The organism is Streptomyces sp. NPDC050164, assembly GCF_044459945.1.
GTDB lineage: Bacteria > Actinomycetota > Actinomycetes > Streptomycetales > Streptomycetaceae > Streptomyces > Streptomyces coeruleorubidus_A.
The window spans coordinates 29,487-53,400 of sequence record NZ_JBITJK010000055.1 but is presented as its reverse complement, the minus strand read 5'-3'; the positions used below and the strand labels follow the sequence as shown (position 1 = coordinate 53,400).

The following is a 23,914-nucleotide window of genomic DNA, read 5'->3' as shown; positions in this document are numbered from 1 at the left end:
CCTCCGCCTTGCAGAGGCACGCACCAGACCCCGCTCGCCGGCACCGAGCAGAACAGTCGCTTCCCTGCGACCTGATCCAAACGACAGACCCTAGTTCATCCTCCCCACGACCTCCCGCACCCGCCGGACGTCCCGGATCCGCTGCTCGTACGTCGCCCCGAGTGCGAGCAGCAGGAGTCCGGCGAGGGCGGGAGGCGCCCAGCGGGGGAGTGCCCCGGTCACCTGCACGACGTACGGGGCGAGTTCGTGCAGCGCGACCAGGGCCAGCACGGAGCCGCCGAGCACCAGCGGCGCCTGGAGGCGGTGCCGGGCACCCAGCAGGGTGACCAGCAGTGCCGCCGTGCCCAGCAGCAACGGCCGCGTCCAGTGCGGGTCGCCCCAGGCCGCGACGAGGCTCGGCACGAGCGTGGCGGCGAGTCCGGGGCCGTACGCCGTCCAGGACGAGGTCTGCGGGTCGTGGCGCCTGCGCAGGGCGCCGACGAGCAGCGCCGGGACGGTCACCGGGAGCGTGTACGCCTCGGGGGTGCCGACCTCCCACGCATCCAGGCGTACCCAGGCGGCCAGCACGAACAGGGCCGTGGCCGCGTAGCCGACGGGACGGCGGTCCGGACGCAGTGCGGTGCCCGCGGTGATCACGCCGCACAACGCCAGCACCAGGGCGAGCATCGGCGGATCGGTGCCGGCGAGGCCCACGGCCAGCAGACCGGCGGCGGCTCCCACGGCCTCGACCGGCACCGTCGCCCTGGACACAACAAGACGCGGCGCGAGCAGTGCGGCGGCCACGGGAACGGCCAGGACCAGCAAGGCGGTCCGGGACGGCGGCCAGTCCGCGGCGGCACCCGACGCCGAGGCCAGGGCAGCGGCGTACACGAGCGCGGCCGCAGCCGTGACGGAGACGACGCCCGCCCGCCAGGAGGCCGAGGCGAACAGGGCCGTCAGCACCGACAGCACCACCAGGGTCGCGGTCTGGGAGGCGAGGGAGGCCAGGGCGAGGCCGACGGAGGTGATGAGCGAGAGCAGGAGGGCGGTGAGCCGCGCGGCGGACACCGTGGCCCGGCCCACGTACAACGCAGCCGCTGTCATGACTCCCAGGACCACCATCCCGGCGACGTACGGAATCCCGAACACCGCCGGAAGCGTCAGTGCCGTGGCCCACACCAGGCCCAGCGCACCGATCCGGGCCCGCGAACGCCACTGCTCCGCACGGGCCGCGAGGGCGAGAACAGCCGCGACGGCCAGCAGCACGACGGGAGTTGCCGCCGCATCGGGCGGCCAGGGCGCCTCGACGGTCACGGCGGCCCGGGCGTCCGACGGCGCCCCGCTCCACACCCGGCCGATCCAGCCGGCCGGCCCCAGCACCACCACGGCTACGACGGGCAGCGCCCACAGCACGGCCAGCGCCTGCACGGCACCGGAGGCCCAGGCGAACCCGAGCCGCACCACGTCCGGCAGCCGCCCGGCCCGCACCGCCGCCGGCAGGGCGATCGCACAGACCACATAGGCCGGAACCGTCCACATCTCCGGCAGCCAGGAGCGGGCCACCCCGCCGAACGCACCTACGGCGAGCAGGCCCGAGACGATCGCGAGACCGAGGGCGTGCTTCTGGCTCGGGCCTTGCCAGGGCGCGTCCGCGCTCTCACTCGAACTCGAATCCGAACCTGTGCCCGCCCCCCACCAAGCCGCTCCCACCGCGATCGCCGCCGCGAGAAGCAGGAGTGCCCCGGCGCGTGCGGCTTCGCTCGGGGTGTCAGCCGCCAAGGACAGCCAGCCGGCGGTCAGGACGCCCCAGGCGCCCACGCAGTACGCCCCGACCACGGCGGTGATCCGTGTGGAACCGGTCGTCACCCGCAGCGCGGCCACCGCGTCCAGGCCGGCCGTCACCAGCAGCGCGGCGCTGATCACGTACGGACCCGCGTCGGCGGACAGGGCCCACAGCAGCAGCGGGAACTGGGCCGCCGCCAGGGCGCAGGGCAGGGGCAGTCGCAGCGCGGCCGTGGCCGGCAGCAGACCGTACGCCGACCAGATCCCCGCCAGCACCGCCGCCGCGGCCGCCGCGTAGCCCGTCCCGTCCGTCCCGGCGAGAGCGGCCTCGTGCAGGGCGTAGGCGTCCAGGACGGTCAGCGCGAGGCCCAGCCCGGCCACGGACTCGGCCGTCGAGCGCAGCCCCCGCTTCAGCAGGAGCGCCGGCCCGGCGAGCGCGGCCAGCGTGACCGCGCCGAGCACCAGCGCCCGCCCGGTGATCCCCATGTGCCCCCAGCTGACCAGTGTGAACACCGCCGCCGCGAGCGTGAGCAGCACACCGCCGAGCACCAGCAGCACGTTCTGCACACTGGGCGCTGCGGTCTCCGGGCGGGACGGCGCGGCGGGCGGCAGCTGCGCCCGCGCCTGAGCCCGCGCCTGTTGCTGCGTCTGTTGCAGGGTCGCGACCAGCCAGGCGCGACGCGCCAGCAACTGGGTGCGTCGGGACTCCAGTTGCCGGAGTTCGGCATCAAGGAGCCGCAACTCCTCGGCCGGGGGCGGAAAGTGCGTCATGACGGCAGTGTGGTCCGCGTCACCCCATACGGCATGAGTCCGGATACTCAGGCGCGTACTCAGCCAGCCCGCACCGGGAGTGGGCAGACTGGGGTCATGGACTGGAACCGCTACCGCTTCCGCAGTCTGTGGGCCCTGCCCGCGCCGCCCGCCACCGTGTACGAGGCGCTGGAGCGCGCCGAGGACTACCCCCGGTGGTGGCGCCAGGTCCGGGAGGTGACCCGGCTCGACGACACGACGGGGGTGGTCCGGGTCCGCTCCGTCCTGCCGTACGACATGACCTTCACGGCGCGGGAGGTGCGACGTGATCCCGGGGCCGGCGTGCTGGAGCTCGCGCTGTCCGGCGACATGGAGGGCTGGGCGCGCTGGACGCTCGCACCGGACGGGACGGGGACTCTGGCGCGGTACGACCAGTTCGTCGAGGTCCGCAAGCCGCTGCTGCGGCGGCTGGCCGTGCCGTGCCGGCCCGCCTTCCGGGCCAATCACCGGCTGATGATGAGCGCGGGAGCGCGCGGACTGGCCAGGCACCTCGAAGCGGTTTGAAGGAAGCGTGCCGGGGCCTGTATTGTTCGGTGCGTTCCCGGGCGATTAGCTCAGTGGGAGAGCGCTTCGTTCACACCGAAGAGGTCACTGGTTCGAACCCAGTATCGCCCACCGGAAACAGCCGGTCCGTCTCAGACGGACCGGTTTTTTCATGCCCTGGAAAGGGTGCTCAGGCCGCCGCCGGCAAGTCCGGACGCAGCGGCCAGGCCGGGTCGACCGCCTCGTCCACGCCACTGCGCGCGAACCACGCCTGGAGCCCCCGGGCCTGCGCCGCGTGCCACACCGCCTGAAGCGTGTGCAGCTCACCGGGGGCGAGGCGCTCCAGCCGCGACGCGAAACGGCGGCCCACCGCCCGGGTGACCTCCAGCGCCGCCACTGCGTCGGCCGCCGCGTCATGGGCGCCCTCCAGCGCGACGCCGTAGTGCGCGCACAGATCGGTCAGCGTGCGGCGGCCCTTGCGGTAACGGTCCAGGTGCTTGTCCAGGACCCTCGGGTCGAGCACGAGCAGCGGCGCCGACTCGAACCAGCGGCTCAGGGCCGAGGCACGATGGCGGCGCAACTCCCGGTCGAACAGGGTCAGATCGAACGGCGCGTTCATCACCACGACCGGGCGGCCGACGTGCGCCTGCTCGGCGAGCGCCTCCGCTATCTCGAACATCACCGGCGCCGGCCACCGGCCGTTGCGCTGGAGGTGTTCCTCCGTCAGCCCGTGCACCGCCGTCGCCTCGGCGGGCACCGGCACGCCCGGGTTCACCAGCCAGCGGCTGACCCGCGGCCGGACGCCCGGGGCGTCCTGGACGACGACGGCGGCCGACACGATGCGGTCGGTCTCGACGTCCACGCCCGTCGTCTCCGTGTCGAAAGCGGCCATCGGCCCCTCGTACCAGCACGTCGTCATAGCCACACAACCCCTCGTTCACCCTCGGCAGCTGACGCACCGTCCGCTGCCCGATTCGGTGATACCCGGGCTGTTTGCGCCGTACGCCGGAAGGAGACAACAGGAGTACGGGTCCGCGCAGTTCAGCGGCCCGCAGTGGGGACTCACTTGTTCTGGAAGGCTGTTGGCCATGGCCATAGCGCAGCCCGAACGGGGCGGGCTGCTGCCCGAGCGCACGGCTCCCTCTCGCGGCACTCTCGCCACCACCGCCTGCATGGAGACACTCCAGGTCGGCTATCTGCACGCCGTCGCGGCGGCCGCCGGCTGCTCGCTCTCCCAGCCGTTTCCCGACAACGGCATCGACTGGCACGTCAGCCACAGCGCCCCCGGGCACACGGTCGACGACGAGGTCACCATCAAGGTGCAGCTCAAGGCCACGTACCAGGTGCCGCCCAACCCACCGGGCCGCACCTTCGCCTTCACGCTCGACAACGACCACCTGGCGAAGCTCGCCCGCACACCCGTGTCGGTGCACAAGATCCTGGTGGTGATGCTGGTGCCGCGATCCCAGGACGACTGGCTGCGCGCCAGCCAGGACCGGCTGGATCTCAGGCACTGCTGCTACTGGACCAACCTCGCCGGCCAGCCGATCACCGGCCGCCGCCGCACCACCGTGCGGATACCGACTTCACGCATCTTCGACGACCGGGCGCTGTGCGAGATCATGACGCGGGTCGGGACGGGAGGGAAACCGTGACGCACCGCCCGACCGAGGAGCCCGTCAGGCAGGTGCGGCCCCACCCCGTCGACACGACGGGATGGAACGGCCGCCCGCCCGAGCCCATGGACGTCGACCCGGCCGTGCTCAGCGCCCTGCTCCGCCGGCACGGCTGGCAGCGCCGCGGCGGCGCCCCGGGACGCTACGGCCGCTGGACCCCGCCCGGCCCCGGCGGCAGCGGCACCAGCCTCCTCGTACCCGAGAGCCGCGCCTTCCCCGACAGCGACGACCTGCTCGGCGAGGCCCTGCTCGCCCTGTCCCGCAGCGGCTCGCCCTCCGCCCGCGAGGTCCTCGTCTCCCTCGCAGTCCCCAGCGACGAGATCCGCTGGTGGCACGACGTCCCCGCCGGGCCCGCCGGAGCGGCGTCCTGGACCGTCGAGGACCGGCTGCGCACCGCCGCCCGCCGGATGCTGCTCGCGGCGGCACTCGCCACCCGCGCGCGGGCCGGCTACCACGGCGCCCGGCACCGGCGCTCCGCCGCCGCGTCCCTGGACAACGTCCTCGTCGGCTCCGCGACGGACGGCCGGCTCACCGCCTTCGTGCCCGTCGCCGACGGCCGCCCCCTCGCCGTCCGCCTCCACCAGGCCCTGTACGCCGCCCGTGAGGCCATCGACTACCAGCGCGCCGCCGGCGGCATGGACGCCTTCGACGCCGCGGTCGAGGCGGGCGTGAGCCACGAGCTCACCGAAGCCCTCGTCGCCCTGGTCCGGGGCACGGAGGGCGCCCGGATCGCCGTCGAGTGGGCCCCGGCCGCCGGTGTGCCCGAGGGCTGCGCGCCCTCCGCCGAGCCCGTCGAGTTCTCACCCGGCGACCTGCCCGTGCTGCGCGAGGCGGGCGCCCGCTATCTGCGCGAGGAACCCGCCGTACCGGTGCGGATCACGGGAGCGGTGGTACGGATGCGCAGGTCGGGGCCGCGCGGCGAGGGCACCGTACGGCTGCGGGTGCTGGCCGGGGCCGACGTACCCAACGTCCGGATCACCCTCGACGAGGAGGACTACCGGATCGCCGGGCACGCCCACCTCGTCGGACTGCCGGTGCGGATCCAGGGACGGCTGGAGAGCCGGGGCGGCTTCCGGCGCCTCACCGGCGCCCACGGCGTCGTACCGGTGCAGGTCGACGATGCCGAGCGGGACCGCCTGATGAAGGCGCTCCAGGAGAACGCCGGGATGGCGGCCTTCTTCGAGGAGGCCTGCGGAGGGGACTGCGGGGACTGATTTCGCGGTGGGCGGTCCGGGGTCGGTACGATCCATACTCGTGCGCGCGCTCCGGTATGGCGCCGCGACCCCACCTTCAGTCAGGAGAGACCGGTGTCAGACGTCCGTGTGATCATCCAGCGCGATTCCGAGCGGGAAGAACGCGTGGTGACGACGGGCACTACGGCCGCCGAGCTCTTCGCCGGCGAGCGCTCGATCATCGCCGCGCGCGTGGGCGGCGAACTCAGGGACCTGTCGTACGCCCTGTCCGAGGGCGACGAGGTCGAGGGCGTCGAGATCTCCTCGGAGGACGGCCTGAACATCCTGCGCCACTCCACCGCGCACGTCATGGCGCAGGCCGTGCAGGAGCTCTTCCCCGAGGCCAAGCTCGGCATCGGCCCGCCCGTCAAGGACGGCTTCTACTACGACTTCGACGTCGAGAAGCCGTTCACGCCCGAGGATCTCAAGGCCATCGAGAAGAAGATGCAGGAGATCCAGAAGCGGGGGCAGAAGTTCGCCCGCCGTGTCGTCACCGACGAGGCCGCCCGCGAGGAGCTGGCCGGCGAGCCGTACAAGCTGGAGCTGATCGGCCTCAAGGGCTCCGCCTCCTCCGACGACGGCGCGGACGTCGAGGTCGGCGCCGGAGAGCTGACGATCTACGACAACCTGGACGCCAAGACCGGCGAGCTGTGCTGGAAGGACCTCTGCCGCGGCCCCCACCTGCCGTCGACCCGTGCGATCCCGGCGTTCAAGCTGATGCGCAACGCGGCCGCCTACTGGCGCGGCAGCGAGAAGAACCCCATGCTCCAGCGCATCTACGGCACCGCCTGGCCCACCAAGGACGAGCTGAAGGCGCACCTGGAGTTCCTCGCCGAGGCCGAGAAGCGCGACCACCGCAAGCTCGGCAGCGAGCTCGACCTGTTCTCCATCCCGGAGCAGATCGGCTCCGGCCTCGCCGTCTTCCACCCCAAGGGCGGCGTCATCCGCCGGGTCATGGAGGACTACTCGCGGCGCCGCCACGAGGAGGAGGGCTACGAGTTCGTCTACACCCCGCACGCGACGAAGGGGAAGCTCTTCGAGACCTCGGGCCACCTGGACTGGTACGCCGACGGCATGTACCCGCCCATGCAGCTCGACGAGGGCGTGGACTACTACCTCAAGCCCATGAACTGCCCGATGCACAACCTGATCTTCGACGCCCGCGGGCGCTCCTACCGTGAGCTGCCGATGCGCCTGTTCGAGTTCGGGACCGTGTACCGGTACGAGAAGTCGGGCGTCGTGCACGGCCTGACCCGGGCCCGCGGCTTCACCCAGGACGACGCGCACATCTACTGCACGCGCGAGCAGATGTCGGAGGAGCTCGACAAGACGCTCACCTTCGTCCTGAACCTGCTGCGCGACTACGGCCTCACCGACTTCTACCTGGAGCTGTCCACCAAGGACCCGGAGAAGTTCGTCGGCTCGGACGAGGCCTGGGAGGAGGCCACGGAGACCCTCCGCCAGGTCGCCGAGAAGCAGGGACTGCCCCTCGTCCCCGACCCGGGCGGCGCCGCCTTCTACGGCCCGAAGATCTCCGTCCAGACCAAGGACGCCATCGGCCGCACCTGGCAGATGTCGACCATCCAGCTCGACTTCAACCTGCCCGAGCGCTTCGACCTGGAGTACACGGCCGCGGACGGTTCCAAGACCCGACCGGTCATGATCCACCGCGCGCTGTTCGGCTCCATCGAGCGCTTCTTCGCGGTGCTCCTGGAGCACTACGCGGGTGCCTTCCCGGCGTGGCTGGCCCCGGTCCAGGCGATCGGCATCCCGATCGGCGACGCGCACGTCGAGTACCTGGAGAAGTTCGCGGCGGCGGCCAGGAAGAAGGGTCTGCGCGTCGAGGTGGACTCCTCCTCGGACCGGATGCAGAAGAAGATCCGCAACGCCCAGAAGCAGAAGGTGCCCTTCATGGTCATCGCGGGCGACGAGGACATGTCCCACGGGTCCGTGTCCTTCCGCTACCGCGACGGCTCCCAGGAGAACGGCATCCCGTTCGACGAGGCCATCGCGAAGATCGTGAAGGTCGTCGAGGAGCGGGCGCAGGTCTGACCGCAGGGCGTCACCGCGACCTGACCGAACCGCGTACGGGCCCCCGGGAGATCCCGGGGGCCTTTGCCGTACCCCCAGGTCGACGCCATATGCTGCACTGCATGACGAGTGAGCCGGAGCAGCAGCTGGGAGTGGGGACGCAGGACGCGTTCCAGCGTCTGTGGACGCCCCATCGGATGGCCTACATCCAGGGCGAGAACAAGCCGACCGGCCCCGGCGCCGGCGACGGCTGTCCCTTCTGCTCCATCCCGGCCAAGTCCGACGAGGACGGGCTGGTCGTCAGGCGCGGCGAGCAGGTCTACGCGGTGCTCAATCTCTACCCGTACAACGGCGGGCACCTGATGGCCGTGCCCTACCGGCACGTCGCCGACTACACCGACCTCACGGCGGGGGAGACCGCCGAGCTCGGCGAGCTCACCAAGCAGGCGATGACGGCCCTGCGCACGGCCTCCGGCGCCCACGGCTTCAACATCGGCATGAACCAGGGCTCGGTCGCCGGCGCGGGCATCGCGGCGCATCTGCACCAGCACATCGTGCCGAGGTGGGGTGGGGACACGAACTTCATGCCGGTGGTGGGGCATACACGGGTGCTGCCGCAGCTCCTGGCGGACACGAGGAAGATGCTGGCGGAGGCTTGGCCGACCAGCTGAACCCGGCGGGGTCGGACCTTCTCAGCCCGTCCGGCGTTTGAGGACGAGGCCCTTCAGGCCGATGGGGGTCCGGGGCGCAGCCCCCAGGGACGCGAGCCCCCACCGGCCCGCGGCTGAACGGCTCGAGGCCGGAGGCCTACGCGTCGTACACGTCGGCCTTCTTCGGCGAAGCCTCCTGCACCGCCCCACTGAGCACCGCCGACCGCGCCCCGAACTTCTCCACGTTCACCCCGTTCTCCCGCAGCACCTTCAACGCCGCCGCATGCACCACGCGCAGCACAGGCGTAGCCGCCCGCAGCGCATCGTCCGCCATGAACCGATGCCGCCACGGCTGGTCCGCCCACGCGTGCCGCAGACCGAACGGCTCCGGCAGCGTCAGGCTGCCGCCGAGCCACTTCAGCAGCGGCGGATACCAGGTCAGCGGGGCGCGCGCGGCCAGCCGTACCACCTCGTCGGCGTCGATGAGGGGCAGCTTCACGGTGCGGGTCTCCCAGAACCGGAGAGCCTTCTGCACCGACTTCTCCTTGGCCGCGGGCTTCTCGTTGAACAGGGAGTTGACCGGACCCAGCGCGTGCCCGGTGACCTCGATGCGCAGGGTGTCGTGCAGCACCGTCACCGTGATCAGCATCGTGATCACCAGGTGGCCGTCCCAGAGGGTCCACTGCACGCCGAGATAGTGCCGGTCGCCGCTGCCGAACTGCTGCTTGTTGCAGATGTCCTGTATGGCGTGCGTCCGGACCGTGTACGCGTCGACGTCCGCGCCGCTCGGCCGGGACACCTCCGTCGCCTTCTCGCCGATCGGTGTGACGATCCAGTGCGTGATGGACGGCTTGGTGAAGCCGCCGGTGTTGATGGACGTGCGCTCCAGCATGCCCAGACCGCCCTGGATCGCCGAGATGACGTCCCAGCTGCGGAAGGGGTGGAAGTCCTTGCCCGGCTCGGCGGACACCAGTTCCTCGGCCAGCTGCCAGCTGCCCCACCGCGTGCCCATGCCGAGTATGCCCTTGGGCCCGGCGTAGAAGACCGAGTTGGACCGCTGCTCGGCGCTCAGGCGCGCCAGCTCCTTGCGGACCTGCTCGGCCGCGTCGCCGGGGTTGCCCGGAACGGCCTCGGGGATCTTGGCGCCCACGCCGCCGCCCGCCAGCAGGCTCGACCAGCGCTCCCGCAGGTCCAGGGCCGTCCGCTCGCAGACATGCTTGGCCCAGAACCAGCCGACGACCGGCATGATGATCGCCGCGCGCGCGTACCAGCCCCAGAAGCCCGTGAACGGCATCCGGATCAGGAACAGCACGGCGAGCGCGCCCACCGCGACCAGCAGGGTCGTGGCGAGGGCGCCGGCGCGCTTGTCCTCGCGCTTGGCCATGGTGGTGCGCAGCGTGAACACCAGCAGCCACACGAAAAAGCCCGGCAGGAAGAGCACCCCGCAGATCACCGTGATCGCCGAGAGCCGGTTGTCGCGGTCGCGGCGGATGCGGTGGGCCGCCAGGCAGTGCTCCACGACGACCTGGGGCTCGATGCCGAAGGACTGGATGACCGGCTTGCGCCCGGCGCCGAGCATGCGGTCGATGACGGCGCGGGAGAAGGCCTCGCCGAAATTGGGGCGGAAGATCTTCGCCCAGGAGCGCGGTGGGGTCACCTTCGACTGATGCCACTCGTTGTCGGCGTTCAGGATCTTGGTGACCTCGTCGTCCCGGTACGCCGCCGCGGCCAGCCCGTAGGTCGCCGCCGTCTGACCAGCCGAACCCGCCAGAGGCACCTGGGCCCCTGGGCTGAAGTCGAATCCGTCCGTCATTGCCGCCCCCATCGCTGCCGCTTCCGCATCAAGCGGCCTTCCCGACTTCCGCGCTTCGCACACCTGTTGATCAGGTCATCAGCGTATCCGCAGGCACCGGCATCCGTCGGCGGGCGGTCCTTGGAACCGCCCGCCTGTGCGGAGGGAGCCCTCACGAGGGCCACTTGGCCCCCGCGGGCCCCAACTAGGAGGCTTTGCGCTCCTCTTCACGGATCCGGTCCGCGACCTGCTGCGGCATCGGCTCGTGCCGTACGTACCGGCGGCTGAAGCGTGCCGTGCCGTGCGACATCGACCGCAGGTCGATCGCGTAGCGACCGATCTCGATCTCGGGCACCTCGGCCCGGATCAGGGTGCGCCCGCCGGGTGTCTGCTCGGTGCCGAGCACCCGGCCGCGCCGCCCCGACAGGTCGCTCATCACGGTGCCCACGAACTCGTCGCCGATCAGCACCGACACCTCGGCCACCGGCTCCAGCAGATGGATCTTCGCGTCGGTCGCGGCCTCCCGCAGCGCGAGCGCACCGGCCGTCTGGAACGCGGCGTCGGAGGAGTCCACCGAGTGCGCCTTGCCGTCCAGGAGGGTCACGCGGACGTCGATGAGCGGATACCCGGCGGCGACTCCCTTGGCGGCCTGGGCCCGTACGCCCTTCTCCACCGACGGGATGAACTGCCGGGGCACCGCGCCGCCGACCACCTTGTCCACGAACTCGATGCCCGAGCCGCCCGGCAGCGGCTCCACCTCGATCTCGCAGATGGCGAACTGCCCGTGCCCACCGGACTGTTTGACGTGCCGGCCGCGCCCGGCCGCCTTGATCGCGAAGGTCTCGCGCAGGGACACCTTGTGCGGTACGACGTCGACCTGGACGCCGTAGCGGCTGCGCAGCCGCTCCAGGGCGACGTCCGCGTGCGCCTCGCCCAGGCACCACAGGACCACCTGGTGGGTGTCCTGGTTCTGTTCGAGCCGCATCGTCGGGTCCTCGGCCACCAGCCGGGCCAGGCCCTGCGAGAGCTTGTCCTCGTCCGGTTTGCTGTGCGCCTGGATGGCCAGCGGCAGCAGTGGATCGGGCATCTGCCACGGTTCCATGAGCAGCGGGTCGTCCTTCGAGGACAGGGTGTCCCCGGTCTCGGCGCGGCTCAGCTTCGCCACGCACGCCAGATCGCCCGCGATGACGTGCGAGACCGGGCGCTGCTGCTTGCCGAACGGGGTGGACAGGGCGCCGATCCGCTCGTCGACGTCGTGGTCCTCGTGCCCGCGGTCGGAAAGGCCGTGCCCGGAGACGTGGACCGTCTGGTCGGCGCGCAGGGTGCCGGAGAACACGCGGATCAGCGACAGCCGGCCGACGTACGGGTCGGAGGAGGTCTTCACGACCTCCGCGACCAGCGGCGCGTCCGGGTCGCACGGCTTCAGCTCGCGCGGCTTGCCGTCGATGGTCGTCACCCGCACCGTCTCGTGCTCCAGCGGCGTGGGGAAGCCCCGGGTGATCAGCTCCAGGAGTTCCACCGTGCCGAGTCCCTGCCGGGAGCCCTCGGCCGCGGGGGCGGCGGCCAGGACGGGGAAGAAGACCCCGCGTGCGACCGCCCGCTCCAGGTCCTCGATCAGGGTCTTGACGTCGACCGGTTCCCCGGCGAGGTAGCGGTCCATGAGGGTCTCGTCCTCGCTCTCCGAGATGATCCCCTCGATCAGCCGGTTGCGGGCCTCCTCGATCAGCGGCAGCTGGTCCTCGCCCGGCTCGGACTCCTTGCGCTCGCCGGTCGAGTAGTCGAACAGTTTCTGCCACAGCAGCCCGATCAGGCCGGTAACGGGCGCGTGCCCGTCCGGCGCCTGCGGGCCGTGCAGCGGCAGGTAGAGCGGCAGGACCGCGTCAGGATCGTCCGCGCCGAAGGCCTCCGCGCAGATCCGCGTCATCTCCTCGAAGTCGGCGCGCGCCGCCTCCAGGCGCGTGACGACGATGGCCCGTGGCATGCCCACGGCCGCGCACTCCTCCCACACCATGCGGGTCGAGCCGTCCACGCCGTCCGAGGCCGAGACGACGAAGAGGGCCGCGTCCGCCGCTCGCAGACCGGCCCTGAGCTCACCGACGAAGTCGGCGTATCCGGGGGTGTCGAGGAGATTGACCTTGATGCCGTCCCACTCGACGGGCACCAGGGAGAGCTGCACCGAGCGCTGCTGCCGGTGCTCGATCTCGTCGTAGTCGGAGACGGTGCCGCCGTCCTCCACGCGGCCCGCCCGGTTCACTGCCCCCGCCGTGAGCGCGAGGGCCTCCACCAACGTGGTCTTGCCCGATCCGGAGTGGCCGACCAGCACCACATTCCGTACGGACTGGGGGTGGTCGGCCGCCTGTGCCCTGCCGGCGGCCCCAGGGTGTGTCTGTGTCTTGTCGCCCATGATCCTGCCTCCCGTGCACGGTGAGGTCACTGTGGGCGCGGACACGCGGGATCCGCGTGCGGTGCGGCTCCGGCGACGCCCGCGGTTATTCGAGCTTTCCACTCCCGTCACGGTGCGTCCATACGAAGGACGTGATCGCGCCCCGCCCCGCGCACCGGTGCGCCGTGACACGGGCCTTAAGGTCCCGCCCGTCGCCCGCACGCGCGCGTGGCTACGATGGGCCAGCCGGTGGCCAGCAGGGGCCAGACGGCGACACCGACCCTCGGGAAGGCCATGCTGAACAAGTACGCGCGTGCATTCTTCACGCGTGTTCTCACCCCGTTCGCCGCGTTTCTGATCCGGCGGGGCGTCAGCCCCGACACGGTCACGCTCATCGGAACGGCCGGTGTGGTCGCGGGCGCGCTGGTCTTCTACCCCATGGGCGAGTTCTTCTGGGGCACGGTCGTGATCACGCTGTTCGTGTTCTCCGACCTGGTCGACGGCAACATGGCCCGCCAGCTCGGCCGCTCCAGCCGCTGGGGCGCCTTCCTGGACTCCACGCTCGACCGGGTCGCCGACGGCGCGATCTTCGGCGGCTTCATCCTCTGGTACGCGGGCGGGGGCGACGACCTGGTCCTGTGCGCCGTCTCGATCTTCTGCCTGGCCAGCGGCCAGGTGGTGTCGTACACCAAGGCCCGTGGCGAGTCGATCGGCCTGCCGGTCGCCGTCAACGGGCTGGTCGAGCGGGCCGAGCGGCTGGTGATCTCCCTGGTCGCGGCCGGTCTCGCGGGCCTGCACGCGTTCGGTGTCCCGGGCATCCAGTACCTGCTTCCGGTCGCCCTGTGGATCGTCGCCGTGGGCAGCCTCGTCACGCTGATCCAGCGGGTCGTCACGGTCCGCCGGGAGTCCGCGGAGGCCGAGGCCGCGGCCGCCGCGCAGGACGACAATGGTGGCGAGCAGGAGAACGCCTCTCACGGGAGCGAGGCGGCCACGTGAGCGCACAGGACCGGCTGACGGACGCGCTGTACGGCCTCGGCTGGAGCACGGTCAAGAAGCTCCCCGAGCCGGTCGCCGTACGGCTCGGGCACACCATCGCCGACCTCGCCTGGAAGCAGCGCGGCAAGGGCGTACAGCGGCTGGAGAGCAACTACGCGCGCGTGGTGCCCGGCGCGAGCCCCGAGCGCCTCGCCGAGCTGTCGCGGGCGGGCATGCGGTCGTACCTGCGCTACTGGATGGAGTCGTTCCGGCTCCCGGCCTGGAGCAAGGAGCGCGTCGAGGGCGGGTTCGTCGCCAAGGACCTGCACTACCTGACCGAGGGAATGGCCACGGGCAAGGGCGTCGTCCTCGCCCTGCCCCACCTGGCCAACTGGGACCTCGCCGGCGCCTGGGTCACCACGAAGCTCGGCATCCCGTTCACGACGGTCGCCGAGCGCCTGAAGCCCGAGACGCTGTACGACCGGTTCGTCGCCTACCGCGAGGGCCTCGGCATGGAGGTCCTGCCGCACAGCGGCGGCACCGCCTTCGGCACCCTGGCCCGGCGGCTGCGCGACGGCGGCCTGGTCTGCCTGGTCGCCGACCGCGACCTGTCCGCCTCCGGCGTCGAGGTCGACTTCTTCGGCGACACCGCCCGGATGCCGGCCGGACCGGCCCTGCTCGCCCAGCAGACGGGCGCCCTGCTGCTCCCCGTCACCCTCTGGTACGACGACTCGCCCGTGATGCGGGGCCGCCTCCACCCGCCCGTCGAGGTGCCCGAGTCAGGCACGCGCGCCGAGAAGACGTCTGTGATGACACAGGCGCTGGCCGACGCCTTCGCCACGGGGATCGCCGACCACCCGGAGGACTGGCACATGCTGCAGCGCTTGTGGCTCGCGGACCTCGACCCGGCGAAGGGGCGCCCGTGAGGATCGGCATCGTCTGCCCGTATTCCTGGGACGTACCGGGCGGGGTCCAGTTCCACATCCGGGACCTGGCCGAGTACTTCCTCCGCCTCGGCCACGAGGTGTCCGTCCTCGCCCCGGCCGACGACGACACGCCCCTGCCGCCGTACGTCGTCTCGGCCGGGCGCGCGGTGCCGGTGCCGTACAACGGCTCGGTGGCCCGGCTCAACTTCGGCTTCCTGAGCGCCGCCCGGGTGCGCCGCTGGCTGCACGACGGCGCGTTCGACGTGATCCACATCCACGAGCCGACCTCGCCCTCGCTGGGCCTGCTGACCTGCTGGGCGGCCCAGGGACCGATCGTCGCCACGTTCCACACGTCCAACCCGCGCTCCCGCGCGATGATCGCCGCGTACGCCATCCTCCAGGCCGCCCTGGAGAAGATCAGCGCGCGGATCGCGGTGAGCGAGTACGCGCGCCGCACGCTGGTGGAGCACCTCGGCGGGGACGCGGTGGTGATCCCGAACGGCGTCGACGTCGACTTCTTCGCCAAGGCCGAGCCCAAGGCCGAGTGGCAGGGTGACACGATCGGCTTCATAGGGCGCATCGACGAGCCCCGCAAGGGCCTGCCGGTGCTGATGAGGGCCCTGCCGAAGATCCTCGCCGCCCGCCCGCAGGCCCGGCTGCTGGTCGCCGGGCGCGGTGACGAGGAGGAGGCGGTGGAGTCACTGCCCGCCGAGCTGCGCTCCCGCGTCGAGTTCCTCGGCATGGTCAGCGACGAGGACAAGGCGCGCTTCCTGCGCAGCGTCGACCTGTACGTCGCGCCCAACACCGGCGGCGAGAGCTTCGGGATCATCCTGGTCGAGGCCATGTCCGCCGGAGCCCCCGTCCTCGCCTCCGACCTGGACGCCTTCGCCCAGGTCCTGGACCAGGGAGAGGCCGGCGAACTGTTCCCCAACGAGGACGCCGACGCCCTGGCCGACGCGGCCGTACGCCTGCTGGACGACCCGGCCCGGCGCGCGCAACTGCGCGAGCGGGGCAGCGTCCACGTGCGGCGCTTCGACTGGTCGACCGTCGGCGCGGACATCCTGTCCGTCTACGAGACGGTGACGGCGGGCGCGGCTGCGGTGGCCGAGGACGAGCGGGTGACCGGGTTGTGGGCCCGGCTGGGGTTCGCCCGGGACTGACGCCGGGCGGCGCCGGTGCGGCGCCCGCCGGTGTCCACCTGATCCAGCAGGGCCCCGGGCAGGGCGGGGTGAACCGCCGGTGCGGCCGGGCCGCTAGCCTTGCCGCCCGTGACCACCACTCTCATCTGGATCGCCGTGGCCCTGGTCGCGATCGGGCTCTATCTGAGCTGGACCGCCGGCCGTCTCGACCGTCTGCACGCCCGGATCGACGCCGCCCGCGCCGCCCTGGACGCGCAGCTGCTGCGCCGGGCCTCGGTCGCGCAGGAACTGGCGACGGCGGGGGTCCTGGATCCGGCCGCCTCGATCGTCCTCTACGAGGCCGCGCACGCCGCCCGTCAGGCGGTGGAGGAGCAGCGGGAGGTGGCCGAGAGCGAGCTGAGCCAGGCGTTGCGGGCCGTCTTCGGGGAGGTCCAGCAGATGGAGGCGGTGCGGGAGGCGCCCGGCGGCGAGGAGGCCGCCGAGGAGCTCGCGCAGGCGGTGCGCCGCGTCCCGATGGCACGCCGCTTCCACAACGACGCCGTACGTGCCGCCCGCGCCCTGCGCAGGCACCGCAAGGTCCGCTGGTTCCGCCTGGCGGGCCACGCCCCGTTCCCCATGGCCTTCGAAATGGACGACGAGCCTCCGGCGGCCCTGGCGGACCGGGCCGCCTGAGCCCCGTTCACCTGCCGTTTCGCGGCCGCGCGCCGGAAAAGGATCCACAGCGTTCCCATTGGCCCTTGCTGTGGCCTGGTTCCTCACGTTTCCTCGGTGCTGCAGAATTCCCCTTTCCGTAGCGAGGTCACCCGTGTCCACCACGTCCCCCAACTCCCAGGCCCCCGAGACCGGCACCGCCCGCGTGAAGCGCGGTATGGCCGAGCAGCTCAAGGGCGGCGTCATCATGGACGTCGTCACGCCGGAGCAGGCGAAGATCGCCGAGGACGCTGGCGCCGTCGCCGTCATGGCCCTGGAGCGGGTCCCGGCCGACATCCGCAAGGACGGCGGCGTGGCCCGCATGTCCGACCCGGACATGATCGAGGGCATCATCGACGCCGTCTCGATCCCGGTCATGGCCAAGTCCCGCATCGGCCACTTCGTCGAGGCCCAGGTGCTGCAGTCCCTCGGCGTCGACTACATCGACGAGTCCGAGGTCCTCACCCCGGCCGACGAGGTCAACCACTCCGACAAGTGGGCCTTCACCACGCCGTTCGTCTGTGGCGCCACCAACCTGGGCGAGGCCCTGCGCCGCATCGCCGAGGGCGCCGCGATGATCCGCTCCAAGGGCGAGGCCGGCACCGGCAACGTCGTCGAGGCCGTCCGCCACCTGCGCCAGATCAAGAACGAGATCGCCAAGCTGCGCGGCTTCGACAACAACGAGCTGTACGCCGCCGCCAAGGAGCTGCGCGCCCCCTACGAGCTCGTCAAGGAGGTCTCCGAGCTCGGCAAGCTGCCGGTCGTACTGTTCTCCGCGGGCGGTGTGGCCACCCCGGCCGACGCCGCGCTGATGCGCCAGCTCGGTGCCGAGGGCGTCTTCGTCGGCTCCGGCATCTTCAAGTCCGGCGACCCGGCCAAGCGCGCCGCCGCCATCGTGAAGGCCACCACCTTCTACGACGACCCGAAGATCATCGCCGACGCGTCCCGCAACCTCGGCGAGGCCATGGTCGGCATCAACTGCGACACCCTCCCCGAGACCGAGCGCTACGCCAACCGCGGCTGGTAACACCCATGACCGAAGCACCTGTGATCGGCGTCCTGGCCCTCCAGGGCGACGTACGGGAGCACCTCGTCGCCCTGGCCGCGGCCGATGCCGTGGCCAGGCCGGTGCGGCGCCCCGAAGAACTCGCCGAGGTGGACGGCCTCGTCATCCCCGGCGGCGAGTCCACCACCATCTCCAAGCTGGCCGTCCTGTTCGGCGTGATGGACCCGCTGCGCTCACGCGTGCGGGACGGCATGCCCGTCTACGGCACGTGCGCCGGCATGATCATGCTCGCCGACAAGATCCTCGACCCGCGCTCGGGCCAGGAGACCGTCGGCGGCATCGACATGATCGTGCGCCGCAACGCCTTCGGCCGGCAGAACGAGTCCTTCGAGGCGGCCGTCGACGTCGAGGGCGTCGACGGCGACCCGGTGGAGGGCGTCTTCATCCGCGCCCCCTGGGTCGAGTCCGTCGGCGCCGGGGCCGAGGTGCTCGCCGAGCACGACGGCCACATCGTCGCGGTCCGCCAGGACAACGCTCTGGCCACGTCGTTCCACCCGGAACTGACCGGCGACCACCGCGTGCACGCCCTGTTCGTCGACATGGTGCGCGCGAACCGGACAGCCGAGTCCTTGTAGGATTCCTGCGTTCGTTGCTGAGATGGGTTACGCGAAGGAGACAGGCAGATGTCCGGCCACTCTAAATGGGCCACGACGAAGCACAAGAAGGCCGTCATCGATGCCAAGCGCGGCAAGCTCTTCGCGAAGCTGATCAAGAACATCGAGGTGGCGGCCCGGATGGGCGGCGCCGACCCCGAGGGCAACCCGACGCTCTACGACGCCATCCAGAAGGCGAAGAAGTCGTCGGTCCCCAACAAGAACATCGACTCCGCGGTCAAGCGCGGCGCGGGCCTGGAGGCCGGCGGCGCCGACTACGAGACGATCATGTACGAGGGCTACGGCCCGAACGGTGTCGCCGTGCTCATCGAGTGCCTCACCGACAACCGCAACCGCGCCGCCTCCGAGGTCCGCGTCGCCATGACCCGCAACGGCGGGTCCATGGCCGACCCGGGCTCGGTGTCGTACCTCTTCAACCGCAAGGGCGTCGTGATCGTCCCCAAGGGCGAGCTGACCGAGGACGACGTGCTGGCAGCCGTGCTGGACGCGGGCGCCGAGGAGGTCAACGACCTCGGCGAGAACTTCGAGGTCCTCAGCGAGGCCACCGACCTGGTCGCGGTCCGCACCGCCCTCCAGGACGCCGGCATCGACTACGACTCCGCCGACGCCAACTTCGTCCCGACCATGCAGGTCGAGCTGGACGAGGAGGGCGCCAAGAAGATCTTCAAGTTGATCGACGCGCTCGAGGACAGCGACGACGTGCAGAACGTCTTCGCCAACTTCGACGTCAGCGACGAGGTCATGGAGAAGGTCGGCGCGTAACGCCGCCGCGGGCTTTGCAGGACCAACGGGCCGACGGGACACACCCGTCGGCCCGTCGCGTTGTCGGTGGCACCCGATAGCCTGCACAAACAGGCGATCGAAAGGGAGGGCGCGCGTGCGCGTACTGGGGGTGGACCCGGGACTGACCCGGTGCGGTGTCGGCGTGGTCGAGGGTGTCGCCGGACGGCCGCTCACCATGATCGGCGTCGGCGTCGTCCGTACGCCGGCCGACGCCGACCTCGGCCACCGCCTGGTCGCCATCGAGCAGGGCATCGAACAGTGGCTGGACGAACACCGGCCGGAATACGTCGCCGTCGAGCGCGTCTTCAGCCAGCACAACGTCCGCACGGTGATGGGCACCGCCCAGGCCAGCGCCGTCGCCCTGCTGTGCGCCTCCCGTCGCGGCATCCCCGTGGCGCTGCACACCCCGAGCGAGGTCAAGGCCGCCGTCACCGGCAGCGGCCGGGCCGACAAGGCCCAGGTGGGTGCGATGGTCACCCGCCTGCTCCGGCTCGGCGCACCGCCCAAGCCCGCCGACGCGGCCGACGCCCTCGCCCTCGCCATCTGCCACATCTGGCGCGCCCCCGCGCAGAACCGACTCCAGCAGGCCGTCGCCCTGCACACATCGAAAGGCCGTACGGCATGATCGCCTTCGTCAGCGGCACCGTCGCCGCGCTCGCCCCCGACGCCGCGGTCGTCGAGGTCGGCGGCGTCGGCATGGCCGTCCAGTGCACGCCGAACACGCTGTCCACACTCCGCATGGGCCGGCCCGCCAAGCTGCATACCTCCCTCGTCGTACGGGAGGACTCCCTCACCCTGTACGGCTTCGCGGACGACGACGAGCGGCAGGTCTTCGAGCTGCTCCAGACGGCCAGCGGTGTCGGTCCCCGGCTGGCCCAGGCCATGCTCGCCGTGCACAGCCCCGACGCCCTGCGCCGGGCCGTCGCCACCGGCGACGAGAAGGCCCTCACCGCCGTCCCCGGCATCGGCAAGAAGGGCGCCCAGAAGCTGCTCCTGGAGCTGAAGGACCGGCTCGGCGCGCCGGTCGGCGCACCCGCCGTCGGCACGGCCGTCAGCGCGGGCTGGCGCGACCAGCTGCACGCCGCCCTGATCGGCCTCGGCTACGCGACGCGGGAGGCCGACGAGGCCGTGACCGCCGTCGCTCCGCAGGCCGAGGCCGCCGAGGGCACGCCCCAGGTGGGACAGTTGCTGAAGGCCGCCCTCCAGACTCTGAACCGCGCCCGCTGACCCCCACACCTCCGAGGCACATCACATGAACTGGGACGACACGACCGACGCCGATGCCGCCGAGCGGCTCGTCGGTGCGTCCGCCGACCGCGAGGACCAGGCCGTGGAGGCCGCCCTGCGACCCAAGGACCTGGGCGAGTTCATCGGCCAGGAGAAGGTCCGCGAGCAGCTCGACCTCGTCCTGCGCGCCGCACGCGCGCGTGGCGCCACCGCCGACCACGTGCTGCTCTCCGGCGCCCCCGGCCTCGGCAAGACCACGCTGTCGATGATCATCGCGGCCGAGATGGGCGCCCCCATCCGCATCACATCGGGCCCCGCCATTCAGCACGCCGGCGATCTCGCCGCGATCCTCTCCTCCCTGCAGGAGGGCGAGGTCCTCTTCCTCGACGAGATCCACCGCATGTCCCGGCCCGCCGAGGAGATGCTGTACATGGCGATGGAGGACTTCCGCGTCGACGTCATCGTCGGCAAGGGCCCGGGCGCCACCGCCATCCCGCTGGAACTGCCCCCGTTCACCCTGGTCGGCGCCACCACACGCGCGGGCCTGCTGCCGCCCCCGCTGCGCGACCGCTTCGGCTTCACCGCCCACATGGAGTTCTACGAACCGGCCGAACTGGAGCGGGTCATCCACCGCTCCGCGGACCTCCTCGAAGTCGAGATCGAGCCGGACGGCGCCGCCGAGATCGCCGGCCGCTCCCGCGGCACGCCCCGCATCGCCAACCGCCTGCTGCGCCGCGTCCGGGACTACGCGCAGGTCAAGGCCGACGGACTGATCACCAAGGGCATCGCCGAGGCCGCTCTCGCCGTCTACGAGGTGGACGCCCGCGGCCTCGACCGCCTCGACCGGGCCGTGCTGGAAGCCCTGCTCAAGCTGTTCGGCGGCGGCCCCGTCGGCCTGTCCACGCTCGCGGTCGCGGTGGGGGAGGAGCGTGAGACCGTGGAGGAGGTCGCCGAGCCCTTCCTGGTACGGGAGGGACTGCTGGCCCGCACCCCGCGTGGCCGGGTCGCCACCCCCGCCGCATGGGCGCATCTCGGCCTCACCCCGCCCCGCTCCCAGACCGCCGGAAACGGACAACAGGACCTGTTCGGGGCGTGACGGCGCCGTCACGGCTCCTGGGCGGCGAGGTCAGTGGCCGGAGCAGGAACCCCGGTGCCATGCTGAGCGTTGTTCCATGCGCGCGGACTCGCTTAGACTCCGCCGATGCCGCCTTTGTCGGCGGCGTACATACCCCCAACCATCTGGCCGCTCACAGCGCGGTCGTGTGAAGGAAGTACCGACCCGTGAGTCTCCTGACCCTCCTCCCGTTCATCGTGCTCATCGGGGCCATGTTCCTGATGACCCGGTCGGCCAAGAAAAAGCAGCAGCAGGCCGTGGAGATGCGGAACCAAATGCAGCCCGGCAGCGGTGTCCGCACCATCGGGGGCATGTACGCCACGGTCAAGGAGGTGAACGAGGACACCGTCCTCGTCGACGCCGGTCCGGGCGTCGAGCTCCTCTTCGCCAAGAACGCCATCGGTGCCGTCCTCACCGACGACGAGTACAACCGCATCGTCCACGGCGTCGAGCACGACCTGAAGTCCGACGCCGACATCGTCCCGGACGACGCCTCCTCCCTCACCGAGACCGGTGACTCCGCCGCCGACGCCACCGCTGACGACAAGGCCGTCGACCTCGGCAAGAAGGACGCGGCCGACGAGCCGGCCGACGACGCTCCGGTCGGCGAGGCGAAGACGGACGAAGAGCCGAAGAAGACCGACGGCGACTCCGAGGCGAAGTAGTAGTCGTGTCCCGGGGTGTGCGGGCCCGGTCCGCCCATCCCGGGACACGACCGGCTCGCACGGAATCCCGACACCATGTCATGGCCGCCCGTCCGCCGATCCGGAGCGAGGCGGCCCGAGAGGGAGTACGAGAAGGTGGCCACACCTAAAAAGGGCCGGAGCGCGAGCGCCCAGAGCAAGCCGGGGCGCTCGCTGGCCCTGATCCTGATCGCCATCGCGGCGCTCACCGGTGGGATGTTCGCCTCGGGGCACACCACCCCGCGTCTCGGCATCGACCTGGCCGGCGGTACGAGCATCACGCTCCGCGCAGTGCCCGAGGCCGGCAACGAGGAGGCGATCAACAAGACCAACATGGACACGGCCGTCTCCATCATGGAGCGCCGTGTCAACGGTCTGGGTGTCTCGGAGTCCGAGGTCCAGACGCAGGGTCGCGACAACATCGTCGTCAACATCCCCAAGGGCACGAACTCCGAGCAGGCCCGCAAGCAGGTCGGCACCACCGCGAAGCTCTACTTCCGCCCGGTCATCGCCACCGAGGTCTCCGGCGGCGGCACGGCCCCGTCACCGAGTCCCACGGGCAGCCCCTCGGACCAGCCGTCCGGCAAGGCCACCGACAAGCCGGAGGCCACCGACAAGGGATCCGCGTCCCCGTCCGCCTCTCCCAGCACGCAGGGCCGCGCTGTCACCGACGCGCTGAAGGCCGACGCGACGCCGTCCGCGAGCGCCTCGGACAAGGGGAAGGCCAGCCCCTCCCCGTCCGCGACCGGCGGCACGGCCGGTGACGACGCGAGCAAGCTGCAGGAGCAGTACGCCAAGCTCGACTGCACCAACGAGAAGACCCGCTCCACCGTGGGCGACGGCGTCAAGGCCTCCGCCCCGACGCTGGCCTGCGGCCAGAACTCGCAGGGCCAGTGGCAGAAGTACATCCTCGGCCCCGCCGAGGTCGACGGCACGGACGTCGACAAGGCCCAGGCCGTCCTCAACACCCAGACCGGTGCGGGCTGGACGGTCACGATGGACTTCACGGACGGCGGCGCCAAGAAGTTCGCGGACATCACCGGCAAGCTGGCGCAGAACCAGTCGCCGCAGAACCAGTTCGCGATCGTTCTCGACGGTGACGTCGTCTCCGACCCGTACGTGCGCCAAGCCCTGACCGGCGGCAACGCCGAGATCTCCGGCAACTTCACCCAGCAGTCCGCCCAGGACCTCTCCAACATGCTGTCGTACGGTGCGCTGCCGCTGACCTTCAAGGTGGACAGCATGACGACGGTGACCGCCGCGCTGGGCGGTGACCAGCTGAACGCCGGCCTGATCGCAGGCGCGATCGGCCTCGCGCTGGTCGTCATCTATCTGCTGGCCTACTACCGCGGCCTGTCGTTCATCGCGATCCTCTCGCTGCTGGTGTCCGCCGCGCTCACGTACACGCTCATGGCCCTGCTCGGCCCGACCATCGGCTTCGCGCTGAACCTGCCGGCCGTGTGCGGTGCCATCGTCGCGATCGGCATCACCGCGGACTCGTTCATCGTGTACTTCGAACGCGTCCGCGACGAGATCCGGGAGGGCCGCTCGCTGCGCCCCGCCGTCGAGCGGGCTTGGCCGCGTGCCCGGCGCACCATCCTGGTCTCCGACTTCGTGTCGTTCCTCGCCGCCGCGGTGCTCTTCATCGTCACCGTCGGCAAGGTCCAGGGCTTCGCGTTCACGCTCGGCCTGACCACCCTGCTCGACGTGGTCGTCGTGTTCCTCTTCACCAAGCCGCTGCTGACGCTGATGGCCCGCCGCCCGTTCTTCGCGAACGGCCACAAGTGGTCCGGCCTCGACCCGAAGAGCCTGGGCGCGCAGCCACCGCTGCGCCGCACCCGCCGTCCCGCCGTCCCCGTCGACCCCAAGGAGGCCTGAG

At 71.5% G+C, this 23,914-nt stretch carries 21 protein-coding genes and 1 tRNA gene; 18 read left to right on the top strand and 4 right to left on the bottom strand.

What is annotated here, in order from left to right; genetic code table 11:
* Nucleotides 1–90: 90 nt before the first annotated feature.
* The gene (locus tag ACIBNA_RS41355) at nt 91–2,532 is read right to left on the bottom strand and encodes an SCO7613 C-terminal domain-containing membrane protein (protein WP_399170480.1); all 2,442 of its coding nucleotides are present in this window, start codon (nt 2,530–2,532) and stop codon (nt 91–93) included.
* 96 nt (nt 2,533–2,628) lie between these two features.
* Here ACIBNA_RS41355 and ACIBNA_RS41350 point away from each other — a divergent pair, with 96 nt between their 5' ends.
* A complete protein-coding gene (locus ACIBNA_RS41350; protein WP_399170479.1) occupies nt 2,629–3,075 on the top strand; it encodes an SRPBCC family protein in 447 nt (148 codons plus the stop codon).
* 39 nt (nt 3,076–3,114) lie between these two features.
* Nucleotides 3,115–3,186, top strand: a tRNA-Val gene (locus ACIBNA_RS41345).
* A gap of 58 nt (nt 3,187–3,244) precedes the next feature.
* On the opposite strand, the gene ACIBNA_RS41340 is transcribed toward ACIBNA_RS41345, so the two are convergent.
* Nucleotides 3,245–3,973 carry a 3'-5' exonuclease gene (locus ACIBNA_RS41340; RefSeq protein WP_399170482.1) on the bottom strand — a complete coding sequence of 243 codons (729 nt, stop codon included), beginning with the start codon at nt 3,971–3,973 and terminating at the stop codon, nt 3,245–3,247.
* Nucleotides 3,974–4,142: 169 nt separating this feature from the next.
* On the opposite strand from ACIBNA_RS41340, the gene ACIBNA_RS41335 reads away from it, so the two are divergent.
* The 4 genes from ACIBNA_RS41335 to ACIBNA_RS41320 all read left to right on the top strand — a co-directional run bounded on the left by ACIBNA_RS41335 (nt 4,143) and on the right by ACIBNA_RS41320 (nt 8,664).
* Nucleotides 4,143–4,709 (top strand): DUF4365 domain-containing protein, encoded by a 567-nt coding sequence (locus ACIBNA_RS41335; protein ID WP_399170478.1) that lies wholly within the window; start codon nt 4,143–4,145, stop codon nt 4,707–4,709.
* A complete protein-coding gene (locus ACIBNA_RS41330) occupies nt 4,706–5,944 on the top strand; it encodes a hypothetical protein (RefSeq protein WP_399170477.1) in 1,239 nt (412 codons plus the stop codon). The genes ACIBNA_RS41335 and ACIBNA_RS41330 overlap by 4 nt, the downstream gene beginning before the upstream one ends.
* 93 nt (nt 5,945–6,037) lie before the next feature.
* A complete protein-coding gene (gene thrS / locus ACIBNA_RS41325) occupies nt 6,038–8,014 on the top strand; it encodes a threonine--tRNA ligase (protein ID WP_399170476.1) in 1,977 nt (658 codons plus the stop codon).
* Between the two features lie 89 nt (nt 8,015–8,103).
* On the top strand, nt 8,104–8,664 hold the full coding sequence (locus ACIBNA_RS41320; protein ID WP_399170475.1) for an HIT family protein: 561 nt from the start codon (nt 8,104–8,106) through the stop codon (nt 8,662–8,664).
* Between the two features lie 136 nt (nt 8,665–8,800).
* On the opposite strand, the gene ACIBNA_RS41315 is transcribed toward ACIBNA_RS41320, so the two are convergent.
* Entirely contained in the window at nt 8,801–10,456 is a 1,656-nt protein-coding gene (locus ACIBNA_RS41315; RefSeq protein WP_399170474.1) for a hypothetical protein, read from the bottom strand.
* A 184-nt stretch (nt 10,457–10,640) separates the two neighbouring features.
* Nucleotides 10,641–12,839: an elongation factor G-like protein EF-G2 gene (locus ACIBNA_RS41310; RefSeq protein WP_399170473.1), complete on the bottom strand. Its 2,199-nt coding sequence runs from the start codon at nt 12,837–12,839 to the stop codon at nt 10,641–10,643.
* 216 nt (nt 12,840–13,055) lie between these two features.
* Between ACIBNA_RS41310 and pgsA the strand changes: the two genes are divergently transcribed.
* The 12 genes from pgsA (at nt 13,056) to secD (ending at nt 23,913) form a co-directional block, all read left to right on the top strand.
* Complete coding sequence (gene pgsA, locus ACIBNA_RS41305) at nt 13,056–13,814, top strand: phosphatidylinositol phosphate synthase (RefSeq protein ID WP_399170481.1); 759 nt, start codon at nt 13,056–13,058, stop codon at nt 13,812–13,814.
* Nucleotides 13,811–14,719: a phosphatidylinositol mannoside acyltransferase gene (locus tag ACIBNA_RS41300; RefSeq protein ID WP_399170472.1), complete on the top strand. Its 909-nt coding sequence runs from the start codon at nt 13,811–13,813 to the stop codon at nt 14,717–14,719. Before pgsA ends, ACIBNA_RS41300 begins: the two co-directional genes overlap by 4 nt.
* The gene (locus ACIBNA_RS41295; RefSeq protein WP_399170470.1) at nt 14,716–15,879 is read left to right on the top strand and encodes a glycosyltransferase family 4 protein; all 1,164 of its coding nucleotides are present in this window, start codon (nt 14,716–14,718) and stop codon (nt 15,877–15,879) included. Before ACIBNA_RS41300 ends, ACIBNA_RS41295 begins: the two co-directional genes overlap by 4 nt.
* A 108-nt stretch (nt 15,880–15,987) precedes the next feature.
* Nucleotides 15,988–16,530 (top strand): hypothetical protein, encoded by a 543-nt coding sequence (locus tag ACIBNA_RS41290; RefSeq protein WP_399170469.1) that lies wholly within the window; start codon nt 15,988–15,990, stop codon nt 16,528–16,530.
* Nucleotides 16,531–16,663: 133 nt separating this feature from the next.
* The gene (gene pdxS / locus ACIBNA_RS41285) at nt 16,664–17,575 is read left to right on the top strand and encodes a pyridoxal 5'-phosphate synthase lyase subunit PdxS (protein ID WP_020270015.1); all 912 of its coding nucleotides are present in this window, start codon (nt 16,664–16,666) and stop codon (nt 17,573–17,575) included.
* A 5-nt stretch (nt 17,576–17,580) separates the two neighbouring features.
* Nucleotides 17,581–18,189 carry a pyridoxal 5'-phosphate synthase glutaminase subunit PdxT gene (gene pdxT / locus ACIBNA_RS41280; protein ID WP_399170468.1) on the top strand — a complete coding sequence of 203 codons (609 nt, stop codon included), beginning with the start codon at nt 17,581–17,583 and terminating at the stop codon, nt 18,187–18,189.
* Nucleotides 18,190–18,237: 48 nt separating this feature from the next.
* Complete coding sequence (locus ACIBNA_RS41275; protein ID WP_399170467.1) at nt 18,238–18,990, top strand: YebC/PmpR family DNA-binding transcriptional regulator; 753 nt, start codon at nt 18,238–18,240, stop codon at nt 18,988–18,990.
* 115 nt (nt 18,991–19,105) lie between these two features.
* The gene (gene ruvC, locus ACIBNA_RS41270; RefSeq protein WP_399170466.1) at nt 19,106–19,636 is read left to right on the top strand and encodes a crossover junction endodeoxyribonuclease RuvC; all 531 of its coding nucleotides are present in this window, start codon (nt 19,106–19,108) and stop codon (nt 19,634–19,636) included.
* Nucleotides 19,633–20,238, top strand: a complete 606-nt coding sequence (gene ruvA, locus ACIBNA_RS41265) for a Holliday junction branch migration protein RuvA (protein WP_399170465.1) — start codon at nt 19,633–19,635, stop codon at nt 20,236–20,238. The genes ruvC and ruvA overlap by 4 nt, the downstream gene beginning before the upstream one ends.
* A gap of 25 nt (nt 20,239–20,263) precedes the next feature.
* On the top strand, nt 20,264–21,334 hold the full coding sequence (gene ruvB, locus ACIBNA_RS41260; RefSeq protein WP_399170463.1) for a Holliday junction branch migration DNA helicase RuvB: 1,071 nt from the start codon (nt 20,264–20,266) through the stop codon (nt 21,332–21,334).
* A 185-nt stretch (nt 21,335–21,519) separates the two neighbouring features.
* Nucleotides 21,520–22,017: a preprotein translocase subunit YajC gene (gene yajC, locus ACIBNA_RS41255; protein WP_399170462.1), complete on the top strand. Its 498-nt coding sequence runs from the start codon at nt 21,520–21,522 to the stop codon at nt 22,015–22,017.
* A gap of 135 nt (nt 22,018–22,152) precedes the next feature.
* Entirely contained in the window at nt 22,153–23,913 is a 1,761-nt protein-coding gene (gene secD / locus ACIBNA_RS41250; protein ID WP_399170461.1) for a protein translocase subunit SecD, read from the top strand.
* The last annotated feature ends 1 nt before the right edge of the window (nt 23,914 follow it).